This is a genomic window from Qipengyuania sp. BR81-2 (assembly GCF_055693895.1).
In genome coordinates this window covers 1529819-1542821 of sequence record NZ_CM146344.1, presented here as the reverse complement: position 1 = coordinate 1542821, position 13003 = coordinate 1529819, and the positions used below count along the sequence as shown (strand labels likewise).

Annotated in this window: 11 protein-coding genes, 1 tRNA gene and 1 pseudogene; 4 read left to right on the top strand and 9 right to left on the bottom strand. The window is 56.7% G+C overall.

Going from position 1 to position 13003, the window contains the following annotated elements; translation table 11 throughout:
- Positions 1-8: 8 nt before the first annotated feature.
- The 4 genes from ACZ1G8_RS07690 to ACZ1G8_RS07675 all read right to left on the bottom strand — a co-directional run bounded on the left by ACZ1G8_RS07690 (position 9) and on the right by ACZ1G8_RS07675 (position 5422).
- Positions 9-476, bottom strand: coding sequence for a hypothetical protein (locus ACZ1G8_RS07690; RefSeq protein WP_472678882.1), 468 nt, complete (start codon positions 474-476; stop codon positions 9-11).
- Positions 473-1984: a restriction endonuclease subunit S gene (locus ACZ1G8_RS07685; protein ID WP_472678881.1), complete on the bottom strand. Its 1512-nt coding sequence runs from the start codon at positions 1982-1984 to the stop codon at positions 473-475. Before ACZ1G8_RS07685 ends, ACZ1G8_RS07690 begins: the two co-directional genes overlap by 4 nt.
- Entirely contained in the window at positions 1984-4752 is a 2769-nt protein-coding gene (locus tag ACZ1G8_RS07680) for a type I restriction endonuclease subunit R (RefSeq protein ID WP_472678880.1), read from the bottom strand. The genes ACZ1G8_RS07685 and ACZ1G8_RS07680 overlap by 1 nt, the downstream gene beginning before the upstream one ends.
- 217 nt (positions 4753-4969) lie before the next feature.
- Positions 4970-5422, bottom strand: coding sequence for a hypothetical protein (locus ACZ1G8_RS07675; protein WP_472678879.1), 453 nt, complete (start codon positions 5420-5422; stop codon positions 4970-4972).
- A gap of 655 nt (positions 5423-6077) precedes the next feature.
- Here ACZ1G8_RS07675 and ACZ1G8_RS07670 point away from each other — a divergent pair.
- On the top strand, positions 6078-7046 hold the full coding sequence (locus tag ACZ1G8_RS07670) for a hypothetical protein (protein WP_472678878.1): 969 nt from the start codon (positions 6078-6080) through the stop codon (positions 7044-7046).
- A 477-nt stretch (positions 7047-7523) separates the two neighbouring features.
- On the opposite strand, the gene ACZ1G8_RS07665 is transcribed toward ACZ1G8_RS07670, so the two are convergent.
- Together ACZ1G8_RS07665 and ACZ1G8_RS07660 are read right to left on the bottom strand one after the other, a co-directional pair.
- Positions 7524-7781 carry a hypothetical protein gene (locus tag ACZ1G8_RS07665; RefSeq protein WP_472678877.1) on the bottom strand — a complete coding sequence of 86 codons (258 nt, stop codon included), beginning with the start codon at positions 7779-7781 and terminating at the stop codon, positions 7524-7526.
- Positions 7782-8139: 358 nt separating this feature from the next.
- Positions 8140-8685, bottom strand: a complete 546-nt coding sequence (locus ACZ1G8_RS07660; RefSeq protein ID WP_472678876.1) for a helix-turn-helix domain-containing protein — start codon at positions 8683-8685, stop codon at positions 8140-8142.
- 130 nt (positions 8686-8815) lie between these two features.
- Between ACZ1G8_RS07660 and ACZ1G8_RS07655 the strand changes: the two genes are divergently transcribed.
- Together ACZ1G8_RS07655 and ACZ1G8_RS07650 are read left to right on the top strand one after the other, a co-directional pair.
- Complete coding sequence (locus ACZ1G8_RS07655; protein ID WP_472678875.1) at positions 8816-8986, top strand: helix-turn-helix domain-containing protein; 171 nt, start codon at positions 8816-8818, stop codon at positions 8984-8986.
- 14 nt (positions 8987-9000) lie between these two features.
- Positions 9001-10218: a tyrosine-type recombinase/integrase gene (locus ACZ1G8_RS07650; protein ID WP_472678874.1), complete on the top strand. Its 1218-nt coding sequence runs from the start codon at positions 9001-9003 to the stop codon at positions 10216-10218.
- 135 nt (positions 10219-10353) lie between these two features.
- Here the strand turns inward: ACZ1G8_RS07650 and ACZ1G8_RS07645 are convergent.
- Positions 10354-10440 (bottom strand) — tRNA-Leu (locus ACZ1G8_RS07645).
- Between the two features lie 168 nt (positions 10441-10608).
- On the opposite strand from ACZ1G8_RS07645, the gene ACZ1G8_RS07640 reads away from it, so the two are divergent.
- Entirely contained in the window at positions 10609-11559 is a 951-nt protein-coding gene (locus ACZ1G8_RS07640) for a complex I NDUFA9 subunit family protein (RefSeq protein ID WP_472678873.1), read from the top strand.
- 13 nt (positions 11560-11572) lie between these two features.
- Here the strand turns inward: ACZ1G8_RS07640 and ACZ1G8_RS07635 are convergent, their stop codons facing one another.
- Positions 11573-12016, bottom strand: coding sequence for an NfeD family protein (locus ACZ1G8_RS07635; protein WP_472678872.1), 444 nt, complete (start codon positions 12014-12016; stop codon positions 11573-11575).
- Positions 12016-12989 (bottom strand): annotated as a pseudogene (locus tag ACZ1G8_RS07630) (SPFH domain-containing protein). The gene ACZ1G8_RS07635 and the pseudogene ACZ1G8_RS07630 overlap by 1 nt, the downstream one beginning before the upstream one ends.
- Positions 12990-13003 lie beyond the last annotated feature (14 nt).

The following is a 13003-nucleotide window of genomic DNA, read 5'->3' as shown; positions in this document are numbered from 1 at the left end:
GATGATCATCAGCGTCCATTTATTGCTCCCCCTTCGATAATCACTTCATCACTGTCTCGCGGCAGCTCCCAAAACTCGACTTCCGGCGGGATCATGTGGCTTTGTGTGCGTCGGAAATACGTGAGCAAGCTCTCACCGGTGCGCACTCTCAAGCTCTGCTCGACGAAGAAGATCTTGCGATAGTGTGCCGGAGCCATGTGGAAGTAGAACATCGCCTCGGCCCAATTCTTCATCTTGGCGCTCGGCACCTTGTCGCCTGATGTCCACGTCTGCGATTTGCATTCCACGATCACCGGCGGATCCTCTGAACCTAGGTCGAAGCAATGCAGCTTCTTGTCATTCCCAAGGCCGCAGGGGACCTTGTGATTGAGGTCAAGGTTTATGCCATGCGCAGACAGGATCCCCTTTGCGCGCTCCTCGAAATCTCGACCTACATGCGCATTGCTGATTGAGCCCTCTCGCTGGAAATTGCTCATGCTTTGCGCTTCCGCCTACTCTTTCTGGCTTCGTCTTTCTCAGCTTTTATGCGTTTGAGCAGAACAGCTGCTGGCTCGTCGCTTGGGTCCTGTTCAACGAGATTTCCTGAGAACGCACGCTTCAGGATTGATTGCCGCATAGCATTTACTCGCGCCAGATCGGTGTCGATCTGCTCGTCAAGCGCATCGATGTTCGTGAGAGTTGCCTCAAGACGGTTTACGATCTCTTTCTGCTCGTCAGGTCCGCAGAGTGGAAACGGCTGGTTCTCGATAATGCCCATATTCAGATTTGGCTGAACACCGCCGGATGCCAAACGCCTGAGGTCTTGGTAGTTCTTGAGAAAGAAGAATTTCACATAATCGCGGAGGTGGGACCCGGCCTCACTGACTTGCAAAGCTGCTAGGGCTTGATTTGTCGTCGCTTCAATCAACAACTCCGAACATTTGCCGCGCGTCTTGCCTTCGCCATACATGGCGACGAGCAGAGTGTGCGGCGGATAAAGACGTAGGTTCGTCTCATCGAGCGCCGTTTGAGAGACCATGCTCGAAGGCTCTCTTATGAAAGCGTCGTTGACAGCCCCGCTCGTAACCCAAGGGACTTCGGCTGGTTCATAGAATGATCGGTTGGACTTGAGCGGCGTAACTCCTGTTCCCACCACGGCAACCTGTGCGACCTTCGCATAGCACCAACCAGTAGGTATCTCGCCTAGATCTTCCATTTCAGCGCCTGTTAGCGACTCGACCACTTTCAGTTTCCGTGGCTTCGCAGGTTTCTTGCCTTGTTCACCTCCTGCTCGCCACTCGCCGAGTTTGAGCTGCCACTCGTCTAGCTCTTGCTTATGGCGGGCAGCACGCTGCTCCTGTATTCGCTTGAGCAGCGCTTCGGGATCTTCGAGCTTGTCAGGATTCTCGGCGCGCCAATCAGCTGTCAGGCGGCCTTCAAATGCAGCCTTCAGGACTGATTGCCGATACAGCGACAACCGAGCTTTGGCTTTCTCAAGGCTTTCGACGCCAGCCTTGAGCTCAGAGAAGAGTAGCTCTGTCTTTTCTACAATACGCCGCTGCTCTTTGACTGGTGGTAACCAGAACTCGAAGACCCCTATCTGGTCGAAGTCGACACGTGGTCGGTCACCTTCATCGAGGTGAGAAGCGAAATTTACGAAATCAGTCGCATTGAGTCTGAGCTGGAGAAAGCTCTGATCAAGAGCGCCATTCGGGGGAAAGACCATGAACTCCGCCGATGCCAGCCCGTCAAAGCTAGGCTTAGCAACCTTATTCAAATAGGGTCGAAGCCGACCGTAAAGGACATCACCTGCGTAGAATCTTGCCGCCGCACTCTTCATGGTTGAGGCTGGGACCGAGCCCAAGATACGTGTCGTATGCGCCTCAACATGATCCATACCAACGAAAGGCAAAGTGGGATGATCTGCGGGAAGGGCCTTTTCGCCGCGCGGACGGATAATTTCTGATAAAGGGGCGCAGGCCCAACCTGTCGGAAGATCACTCATTAGGCGACGGCTTCGTTCATCTCAGAAATGACCTCATCCATTTGAGCCCCAAAGAGCGCGTGCATCTGGCCCATACCGCCCTTCCCGTCAAAGGGTGAGAACTCCAAATCGCCGCGTTCGATATGGAATGAACTCATTAGATGATCGCGGATCATGCGAAGCCATTCCATCTGCTCTTCAGAGAACTTTGGACCATCCCCTTTTTGTTTGTTCATCACCCAGTCTTGGAAGTTCTTCCTAACCCGATCCGAGTGCCGCGTGAGTTTATCATCCAATTCGCAAACGCGCCGTATGAGTGCCACTAGAGCAGTCAATTCACTCACCGGGTCGCCTGCCTTCACCTCGTCGAGATGTGCGTAGGCCCGCCAAACCCGCAGCGGCGATAGTGCCGGGCGACCTTTCCTTATCGCATCCAGCACCTCCTGGATCATCTGATATGTGATTTCGGAACGCCGCGCAGGCTGGGAGAAATAGATTGTGAGCGCTTCAAGCTTGTCCCGGTTCTCGACTAGATAATCGCTGAATTCTTGCGCCATCTTCTGCGCGTTCTCATCCGCATCGCCAGCCCACTCGGCACGCGTCACCTGGTCGAGATTGTCATGATCGACCGTCTGTTCGAGATCTCTTCGAATGGTGTCGAGCGTATTGACCACATCGCCGGTCAGAAGCTTTGCGGCCTCAGCGATACGCTTGCTCTGAGCGGCAGCCAGAGCTTCCTCACTCGGCTCGTCGTCTCCTGTTGTTTCCTTCGCGTCGGCTTGCACCAAATCTGGATCGATGGACTCCAGGAACGTCTTGACCAGGCTGCCGAGAGGAACCCCTGCGACCTCCTCGATCTTCGCTCTCCGCTTGTCGTCAATCTGCCGATCGATACGCGACAAGCGCCCAGCGAAAGAGCTGACCGTCTCTTCATCACGGTCCGCGCCCATCATAAGCCCCATGGCGAGATCTTTAAGTGGCACAGAGGGTTTTGTGTCCAGCGGCTGGCTGGCTGTCTTCAGCGACCTCGTAACTCCAACGGCATCCACGATCACGTAATGGGTCTTTGCTTTGGCCGAGGGCGTGACCTTCTTCAGGTCATCTTTGTCGATGACGCGGGTGCCGCGCCCCTTCATTTGCTCGAAGTAGTTCTTCGACTTTACGTCCCGCATGAACAGTAGGCATTCGAGTGGCTTCACGTCCGTCCCGGTGGCGATCATGTCCACCGTGACCGCGATGCGCGGATAGTAGTCATTACGAAACTGGGCGAGGACCGATTTTGGATCCTCTTCCGAGCCGTAGGTTACCTTCTTGCAAAACTCGTTGCCTTCGCCGAACTCGGTTCGCACGGTCTGGATGATGTCATCCGCGTGGCTATCGGTCTTCGCGAAAATCAGCGTCTTTGGGGCTTCAAATTTTCCGTCTTTCTCTCGCCCTGGGAAGATCTCCGGCAATTTGTCACGGAAAGTGCGGATAACCGTTCTGATCTGATCAGGATTGACGACCGACTTGTCGAGCTTCTTGGCGGTGTATGCCTCGTCTTCGTCTTGCTTTTCCCAGCGCTTCTTGCGGGTGAGCTTTTCCCTCTTTTCGACGAGTTGCTCAGCTTTGACGGTCGCTCCGCCTTGGGTGATGGCGGTGTCGATCAGATAGATCTCATTGCCCACGTTCACGCCATCAGCGACAGCTTCCTCATGGGGATACTCGCTTACGACGTTCTTCTGGAAAAACCCAAATGTCCGATCATCTGGTGTGGCGGTGAGACCGGTGAGATATGCATCGAAGTATTCGAGGACCTGCCGCCACAGGTTGTAGATCGAGCGGTGTGCTTCATCGATGATGACGAAGTCGAAGAACTCCGGCGGAATCTTCGGATTGTAAACCACCGGAAGAGGTTTCTTGTTGCGCCACGATCCCTCTGGCGGTGGTGACTCCTCAGCCGCCTCATCCAACTCTTCACCTTTGAGGATCGCATACATCCGCTGGATAGTGCTGATGCAAACCTGGCTGTCAGCGGCGACAAACGAGGATTTGAGCCGCTGGACATTATAGAGTTCGGTGAACTTCCGATTATCGTCATTCGGAAGATAGGTCATGAACTCCTGCTCTGCCTGCTCGCCAAGGTTCTTTGTATCGACGAGAAACAGCACACGTTTTGCGTCGGCATGCTTGAGGAGCCGATAGACTTCGGTGATCGCAGTGAAGGTCTTTCCAGATCCCGTAGCCATCTGGATCAGCGCTCGCGGTCTATCCTTAGCCAATGACTGTTCTAGCTTGAGAATGGCGCGCGTTTGGCATCCACGCAGTCCGGCGTCATCGAGAACTGGCAATTGGGTCAATAGGGTGCGCAATGACAATGGTGCTTCCGCCCATTCCTTCAGCGTCTCCGGCCTATGAAATGTGAAAACCTCGCGCGACCGGGGTTTGGGATCTCTTCCATTGGTAAATCGGGTAACCACACCAGTGCTCTCATAGACAAAGGGCAATGGCTCCTGGTTGTTTACCCATTTGAGCTTTGCCGCCGCATATCCACCAGACTGCTCTTCGTGCGTGGTGATATTCTGCGCTTCGTGTTCGGCCTTGGCCTCAATAACGCCTACAGCCTTCCCATCCACGAAAAGTACGTAATCTGCTGGGCCGACATCTGTTTGATACTCCCGAACCGCGACACCCCGATTGGCGTTGAGATCAATCGACTTCTTATCCTGAATCACCCAGCCAGCCGCCACCAATTGCCTGTCGATGCCATCGCGGGCAATTTGCTCTGGGTTCTGGTTAGTTGTTGGCACCGGCTCCCCCTAACTGGTTCAGCCGCAACGCTAATTGGATTATGCTGCATATGCCAGAGATGACTTTTCATTTGGCAGGTTTGGAAAAGCTTGCCTCGAACTGGAACACCAATTCGAGGCAATCTTTTCCTGCCAAATCAGCGACCAGCCGCGGTCGTCGTCTTAGACCACGATACTGAGTGCCGTGCCTGACGAACTCTCTGAATGACGTTGGAAATCAACTTAGTTTGAAAGGCTTCCAGAACGGCTTTTCGGGGGACCAAGGGTGGCCAGTCGACTCTAGTATATGAATGCGACCACGGGCCCGATAGATCATCTTCCTAAGCGATTGGTCGCTGTAGTCATGGGTTCGGCCCAACTCCTGAAGCTTCGCTTTGATCCGCGTCGGTGTCGCGTTCTCTTCACCGTATTCCGCCTCGACGAGCGTGGCTGCAGCCCACACATCTGCGGCAAAACCCACGGCGCGTTCCCAACTCCCGGTCTTGTAAAAATGCTCATAACGGATCGCATAGGAAGCTTCTTGACTGAGCTTTGCTCGCTGATCCCGTTCGGACAGCACCGCTTTGATTAAGTCACTTTTCAGCGGGCGTGGCTCAGTTCTTTTCCTTTTCCGTTCAGCCTCTTTGTTTCGTCGCCAGCGAGCGCGTTGCTTCTCTATATTGATAGGCATGGGCATCGCTTACTCGGCGCGGACACAAAGTGGAACAAAATAAGCCAAGAGACTTTCGCGAAAATATGTGCAGATAGGGGAGCTCCTCGCCGAAATTGGTCGGTGAGTTCAATTCGAACGAAGGAGTAATCCATGAAAATTCAGAAAGATAGCGCAAGAGAATTGGCAGCGGCTTTGGAGAAGGCCGGTGTGGTCAGCGACGTCCCTATGCCTCCACCCGATCCTATGCTTGCAGCGCGAACGGCTTTCTTCTGTTGCTTCCCGCACCTTAAATTCAGCGACTGGAGGAGAGAGTCGCGCGCGCTTTCGTGCGACACCCATTCGTTGCGCGAGCAGCGCAGGAAATTGGCTGCCTGGTGTAGAGCTGCCATCGATTCTGATCGTCTTGACTGCGGCCAAACTCATAGCGTCACATTCGCTTGGTGCTACTTCACGAGTAGTGCTGTGGAAGCCGGCGACTGAAGCATTGCTGGCTTTAAACAAGCCTAGCCTTGATGGGGCTGCGGCGACATCTCGTCCTCTCTGCGTCGCCGCCCCATTCTCTCGCACTGGAATTATTTCGCTCAACGAAAAACAAGCGTGGGCGGATTTCAAACTATGGAGGGCCGTCATGGTGCTTTCCCGAAGGGACCGGCGTGTTCAACGCCTAGATCTAATGAACTACCAGGAGAAATGTGAAAGATGGAAGCGGGAAGACCCTGTGGGGCACGGCTATGGTCTGCCTATCAAACCGATGCTTGAGCCGAAGGACATCGAAACAGACCAGCTCGGCAACATCCTTTCAGTTCCAGCATTCGCCGAAAAGCCCTGTTTCGGAATTCCGACCGCTTGGCTGAGACATGCACACCTTAATCCCGTCTATGTGAAGCGCACAAAGGAGAAGGAGCACAATGCTCGATGCGATAGATGCCTCGCGGCCAGAGCCTGCAAGTCAGTCGTTCTCGAGCGCATTAAGGTGGTCGCAGGACACGACAGCGATTTTGCCGAAGCCTTCAAGGCATGGATTAGGGCCGGTGGGCTACGCAAGGCCGGTTTCGACACCGCATATGGCAAGCTCAAACAACGCGGTTGGTCGGCATTGACATATCCTCTCGAGATCGCCGATTTCGCCGACGCGAACGCTGCTTACGTCCGCCGCTACTGGATCGAAAAAGAACGAAAGGCCGCTAAGGTCAATGCGGGCAAAGAGCGGCACCGGCTCAGACAGGCATGGAAGGCGGGAGAAAACCTTGATCGACTGCGGGCCGGTCTCGATGAAGGGGCGAAGCTTCGCGCGATTGCGTTCTACCAGTCGATCAAGAGAGAGGAGCCGCCGAATTACCTCGCTAGATTTCCCTCGAATTCCATCGCGCGGGTATGTCGTGTTTGGTGGTCTCGCGAGTTTGTGCGCTATACCGGACAGAATCTAAACCCTAGTCGCATCGCAACGATCGCGATCAAGGAGGGGCGCATCGATGAGTATGCACACACAAGCCTCAGACAAATGGTGAAGCGAGATCTGTTGCTGATTAAGAAACTAGAATCCAGCGCCGGATACAATGGCGGCGCTCCGATATGGCCAAAATTCAATCATCCAGCGGTAACGCTAGCTGTTACATCCCATGGTAGGTCGGCCCAGCCGTGAGCTGTTACATTGGACGATCCGACTATTTTTTGAGCTGTCAGCCCAACGCTGCAGGAATCCGTGGGTTTCGGGCGAAATGAGGTGTTACATCGCCGACGTGTAATAGATTCCTACTGAATCTATGAAAGATGGGGGCATGACTCCCCCTACACACCTTATAGATGAGAAAGATTAGTTGTGCCGTCGCCAGCAAGCTGGCGCCGACACGAGCCACTCCGCAGCTGCTTCGCAGCTGGGAGATGGCTTCTCATTTCTGAGAAAGTGAACGCATCGGAGTGTGGCGTAGCCTGTTGCAAGGACAACGCGTCAATAGACCCCGGCGATTGGCACGTTCCGGGTGGAGGAAGTGCAAATCCCCTAGGACTTGTCCATTTCTGCGGGTTTTGGTCCCCGAGAGGGACTGTCGATGCGTTGCAAGGTTTCGGAGCGCGAGAAGTCTTTCGTCAAGCTCAGGCAGCGCATCGACTGGGTAGGGCACTACTTGAAGTCGAAGCGTCCCCACGTCCCGAGGGGGCAGTTAACGAAGCCTTCGAGGTCTTCCGCGATCAGCTGCTCGAGGCTCGCATATGACGGCAGGGTCGTGGGATCGATCCACGATAGCGTGAAGTTCACCGGAGGGAGGAACCCAAGCCCTCCGGCGAGAGCCCATTGAAACTTGGAAATGGCTCGCTCGTGATGATCGGTGAGCATGATGATTGGTTCGAACTCAATATCGCTGACTTGGTAGACGTTCATGGTGACACCTTTGTTGTTGTCGGTTTGAGCACCATGTCAGCGACTGAGAAGGGTGTCGGGTGGGCAATGACCATTTCGGTCGGTTATCAAATTAGAAGCACCCCTCCGTGCTGAATTGCCACTACGTCGTGGAATACACGGAGAACTGATTACCATCGGGAATGGCAAACACTCCGAATTATAATAACCGGCAGGGCATGGGGCGTCTGAAACTGACGGCTCTAGTGATGACTCTTCCCGTCATGAGTCTGACGAGCTCAGTGTGCATTGAGTAGGTCAGCTAGCGATTTATGCCTCGTCGGCCCTAGTCTTAATTACCAAATGCTGGCGCGCCAGGGTCGGACCACTCACTTAGTCATCACTGCCTTTTCGTCCCCAGCGCTTCGCGTATCGCCTCGAGTTCGTGAGCGCCCAATCCATTAGAGCCTAAGGTAGGACGCAGCTCACGCAACATCGCTACCGCAGTCAATTCATGGACCGTGAGCCATCGTCGGCGAGGCCGCGGCTCAGCAGCGACCTCTCGCATAACTCCCCGCTGCTCTTGAGAGAGGTCTCGAAGTGGCTTGCCTAGGCTAACAAGGAGCTCATTGGCAATCGTGTCGTCGCTCTCGACTTGATTGTCGAGCAGTGACCAAGACACAGACGGATGGCGCTGCCGCACCACGGCACGCAAAAAGGTGGCCGGATCGAGTTCAAGCACCGCGGCGATGTCCTCCGCCCGATCAATCGGGATCGGCACTCGTCCGCTCGTCATATGGCTTAAAACCACGGATTGTTTGTAACCGAGCATCGCGGCGATTTTCCTCTGGCTCAGTCCCTGAAGGCGCGACGCGCGCTCCAAGCCTTCGCTGAGCATGCGCGCAGCCAAGCTATCAGCAAGTTCCGGATCAATCTCGCGGGTCATTCCGCCGGTCTAGGCAGACAATGGTGTGTGTCAATCTGCTTGCACTTCCGCGACGTGTGTTGTATAACACTCATATCGATGTTCGTGTGTGTTTGTTCACGCACGCAGGCTCCATAATGAGGAATGAGAAATGCAACGCAAAACATACAAAATTGACGAGGTCGCCCAAGCGCTTGGATTGGGTCGAACCACTATCCATAAGCTCATCCGCCATGGTGAGCTTCAGAAAATCAAGCTCGGCCGCTCAACACTGATCTCTGCAGATTCGGTCGACGCACTTCTTCAGCGCCACGCCGTTTGAAGGGGAGCAACCCCATGCCCCTCACCGTAAAGGAAGTCGAATCTGCCCAGCCCCAAGCGAAGCCTTGGAAACTCGCCGACGAGAGGGGGCTTTATCTCCTGATCTCGCCCAACGGCTCTAAGCGCTGGCATCTTCGCTACTCATTCCAAGGTATGAAAAAGAAGATCAGCTTTGGCCCATTCCCGGACGTCAGCCTTAAGTCAGCCCGTGTGAAACGAGATGAAGCGCGTAAGTTGGTCGCTGATGGCGTCGATCCGCTTCAGCAGCGCAAAACGCGAAAGCTAGAAGCGAAACTCGCATCGGAACACACCTTTGCTGGGGTCGCGCGCGAGTATATCGTGAAGCGAGCCAATGATGGCGACAAAGCGATAAGCGAAACAACGCGGCAAAAAGCCGAATGGCTCCTGTCCTTGATCGAACCCAAGCTTGGTCGCTTGCCCGTCAGGGAAATCAATGCACCCGTGCTCCTTGCCACTCTTCGTGAAATTGAGGAGTCGGGTCGGAGAGAAACGGCACGCCGGCTCCGTTCTTTCGTCAGCCGCGTGCTAAACTATGCCATTGCAACAGGCCGTGCAGAAAATAATCCGGCGCCAGCGCTGCGAGGAGCGCTCGCCACTCCGTCGGTGCGCCATCATCCAGCCGTGATCGAACCAAGAGCGCTCGGAAAGCTCCTTCGAGATATAGATGGCTACGAAGGCTATGCCTCCACTAATGCTGCATTGAAGCTTTCTGCGCATTTGTTTCAACGCCCAGGCGAAATCCGCCAGATGGAATGGGCGGATCTCGATTTCGACGCTGCACTCTGGACGATACCAGCCGGTGGGACGAAAATGCGCCGGGAGCACCGCGTGCCCCTGTCACGGCAGTCGATTGCGATCATACGCTCAATGGAAGACGTCGCAGCCTACAGCGAATACGTGTTCCCCAGTTTCAACCCGAAGACGCCGCTGTCCGAGAACGCTGTCACTGGCGCGCTGAAGCGGCTTGGCTACGCCGGAGTGATGACAGCGCATGGCTTCCGAACGACCGCCTGCTCGCTGTTGAACGAGAGCAACGAGTTTCATCCCGACGCGATCGAACGTGCTTTGGCGCACCAAGACAGCAATGCCATCCGCGCGGTCTACAATCGCACGCAATATTGGGACGAGCGCGTCAGGATGATGCAGTGGTGGTCGGACAAGATCGATTCTCTGAAGCAGACGAATGCGCCTAAAGGTTTGGGGGTCGATTGAAAAAGACCCCCAAACTGACCCCCGCAACATGCGTATTTACGCAATCCCCGGCGATCAAGCGCGAAGCACGCCACAAAATTTCTCAATGATTTTCAGTGATTTCCGCTTGATCGCGCTATTGCACGAAGAAGCTACTGGTGCCCAGAAGAGGACTCGAACCTCCACGCCCTTGCGAGCGCCGCCACCTGAAGACGGTGCGTCTACCAATTCCGCCATCTGGGCACACATGCGAGCAGGTCATCACAGCACTGCTTGCGGGTAGGGGCGCGCCACTAGCGAAGGGGTGCGAGTCTTGTCAACGCTATTCGCACCTTGCGCGCAGGAACGCTTGCGAGTGGATGCGGGTTGCGTTTACAGGCGGCCCCGAAATTTCAACTTGCAAGGCAGATAATGGCAAACAGCAGCGCGCTTAGCGGCAAACTCGTCGTCCTGATGGGCGGAAGCGGCTTTCTCGGCAATTACGTGGCGCAGGCCCTGCTCGAGCGAGGTGCGCGCCTGCGGATCGCGGCGCGTAATCCGGAGAAGGCGTTCAGCCTCAAGCCGCTCGCTAACCTTGGCCAGATGCAGTTTGCGCGCTGCGATGCGACCGACCGCCAGAGCGTCGAGCGCTGCATCGAAGGCGCCGATGCCGTGGTCAACCTGGTCGGAAGCTTCGAAGGCGATCTCTACAAGCTGATGGGCGATGCGCCGGGCTGGATGGCCGAGGCTGCCGCCAAGCAGGGCGCCGATGCCTTCGTGCATGTCAGCGCGATTGCGGCCGAGCCCGACGAAGACACGACCAACGACTACGCAGCGGCTAAGCATCGCGGGGAGCGCAAGGTGACCGAAGCGTTCAAGAACGCGACCATCGTGCGTCCGAGCATCGTCTTCGGGAAGGACGACAATTTCCTCAACATGTTCGGCGGGCTGATCTCGACCCTGCCGGTCCTGCCCGTGTTCGCACCGGATTCGCAGCTGCAGCTCGTCTATGTCGACGATGTCGCAGAAGTGATCGCGCGCAGCCTGGAAAACCCGGACAAGCATGGCGGCAAGACTTACGAGCTGGGCGGACCCGAAAAGCTGACCATGATGGAAATCAACCAGCGCATCGCCGAGGCGCAGCGCCGCAAGCGCACCTTCCTGCCGATGCCCGACGGCCTGTCGGCCACCTTTGCGGCCCTTCCGGGCACGCCGATGGGCAGCGACCAGTGGGGCCTGCTCAAGCAGGGCAATGTCGCAAGCGGCGACTACCCGGGTTTCGAGAAGTTCGGCATCGAGCCCAAGCCGCTCGGCCTGTTCCTCGACAAGTGGATGACCCGCTACCGCAAGCACGGCCGCTTCGAGCCGCGCCTGTCGGCCTGAGCGGGACCGGCCCCTAGATCTTTTCGACGATCAGCACGGCGCCATCGCTGCCGCTGATCCGCACCTTCTCGCCGACGGCCGCATCGCAGCCCTTGGCGAGCCATTCGCTGTCGCCATGCTTCACCCGGCCCGTACCGCCATCGAGAGCAGTGACGACCACGGCTGTCTCGCCCGCGAGGCGCATGCCGCGGCGATTCATCTTGGGGTCGGCATCTTCGACCGGATTGGCGCGCAGGTAGTTGCGCCCGATGAAAACGGCGGCGATCGACAGCACGGCGAAGATCACGACCTGGAGCGGGATGCCGAAGGGCAGGGCGAACGCGATCACCCCGGTGATCAGCGCGGCACCGGCAAGCCACATCAGGAAGTATCCCGGCACCAGGATTTCTGCTGCGGCGAGGAAGAACCCCAGTCCCAGCCAGACCCAGTGCGGTTCAAGCGTTTCGAACCAGTCCATCAGCGTGCTCCCGGAGTGCCGCTACGCGGAACGCTCGGCGTGGAGCTGCGCGGTTGCGGACGAGGTGCCGGCGAAGGCGTCGGACGCGTCGGCGGGGTCGGCGGCGTGCCGCCGGCCGGACCGTCACTGGCGAAGTCCTTGACCAGTTCGCCGATCCCGCCAAGCGAGCCGATGAGCTGGGTCGCCTCGACCGGGAAGAGGATAGTCTTGGCATTGGGGCTGGTGGCGAACTTGCCGACCGCCTTGGTGTATTCCTGCGCGACGAAGTAGTTCAGAGCCTGTCCGCCCGAACCGGCGATCGCATCGTTCACGACCTGCGTTGCCTTGGCTTCGGCCTCCGCTTCACGCTCGCGTGCCTCTGCGTCGCGGAAAGCGGCTTCCTTGCGGCCTTCGGCTTCGAGGATGGCCGACTGCTTCGAACCTTCTGCGCGAAGGATTTCCGAAGCACGGTCACCCTCTGCCTCGAGGATCTCGGCGCGCTTGAGACGTTCCGCCTTCATCTGGCGAGCCATCGCTTCCGAGATGTCGATCGGCGGGCGGATGTCCTTGATCTCGACGCGGGTGATCTTGACCCCCAGGGCGAAGTCGCATGGTCGACCACGGCGAGCAGGCGGGCGTTGATCTCATCACGCTTCGACAGCGTCTCGTCCAGGTCCATCGAGCCCATCACCGTACGAAGGTTGGTCGTCGTGAGCGCCATGATCGCGTTGTAGAGGTTCGAAACCTCGTAAGCGGCCTTGCCCGCATCGAGCACCTGGAAGAAGACCACGGCATCGACGCCGACCATGGCGTTGTCCTTGGTGATGATTTCCTGGCCCGGAATGTCGAGCACCTGCTCCATCATGTTCACCTTCTGACCGACGCGGTCGATAAAAGGGATGATGAGATGCAGGCCAGGCTCTGCGGCGAGCGTGAACTTGCCCAGCCGCTCAATGGTGTAGACGTAGCCCTGCTTGACCACGCGCACGCCCATCGCGAGAAAAATAA

Excerpts from the sequence above, each read along its gene's own strand:
- ACZ1G8_RS07685 (WP_472678881.1), bottom strand. The coding sequence starts at position 1,984 with ATGAGTGATCTTCCGACAGGTTGGGCCTGCGCCCCTTTATCAGAAATT.
- ACZ1G8_RS07665 (WP_472678877.1), bottom strand. The coding sequence starts at position 7,781 with ATGAACGTCTACCAAGTCAGCGATATTGAGTTCGAACCAATCATCATG.
- ACZ1G8_RS07675 (WP_472678879.1), bottom strand. The coding sequence starts at position 5,422 with ATGCCTATCAATATAGAGAAGCAACGCGCTCGCTGGCGACGAAACAAA.
- ACZ1G8_RS07670 (WP_472678878.1), top strand. The coding sequence starts at position 6,078 with ATGAACTACCAGGAGAAATGTGAAAGATGGAAGCGGGAAGACCCTGTG.
- ACZ1G8_RS07635 (WP_472678872.1), bottom strand. The coding sequence starts at position 12,016 with ATGGACTGGTTCGAAACGCTTGAACCGCACTGGGTCTGGCTGGGACTG.
- ACZ1G8_RS07640 (WP_472678873.1), top strand. The coding sequence starts at position 10,609 with ATGGCAAACAGCAGCGCGCTTAGCGGCAAACTCGTCGTCCTGATGGGC.
- ACZ1G8_RS07650 (WP_472678874.1), top strand. The coding sequence starts at position 9,001 with ATGCCCCTCACCGTAAAGGAAGTCGAATCTGCCCAGCCCCAAGCGAAG.
- ACZ1G8_RS07660 (WP_472678876.1), bottom strand. The coding sequence starts at position 8,685 with ATGACCCGCGAGATTGATCCGGAACTTGCTGATAGCTTGGCTGCGCGC.
- ACZ1G8_RS07655 (WP_472678875.1), top strand. The coding sequence starts at position 8,816 with ATGCAACGCAAAACATACAAAATTGACGAGGTCGCCCAAGCGCTTGGA.
- ACZ1G8_RS07690 (WP_472678882.1), bottom strand. The coding sequence starts at position 476 with ATGAGCAATTTCCAGCGAGAGGGCTCAATCAGCAATGCGCATGTAGGT.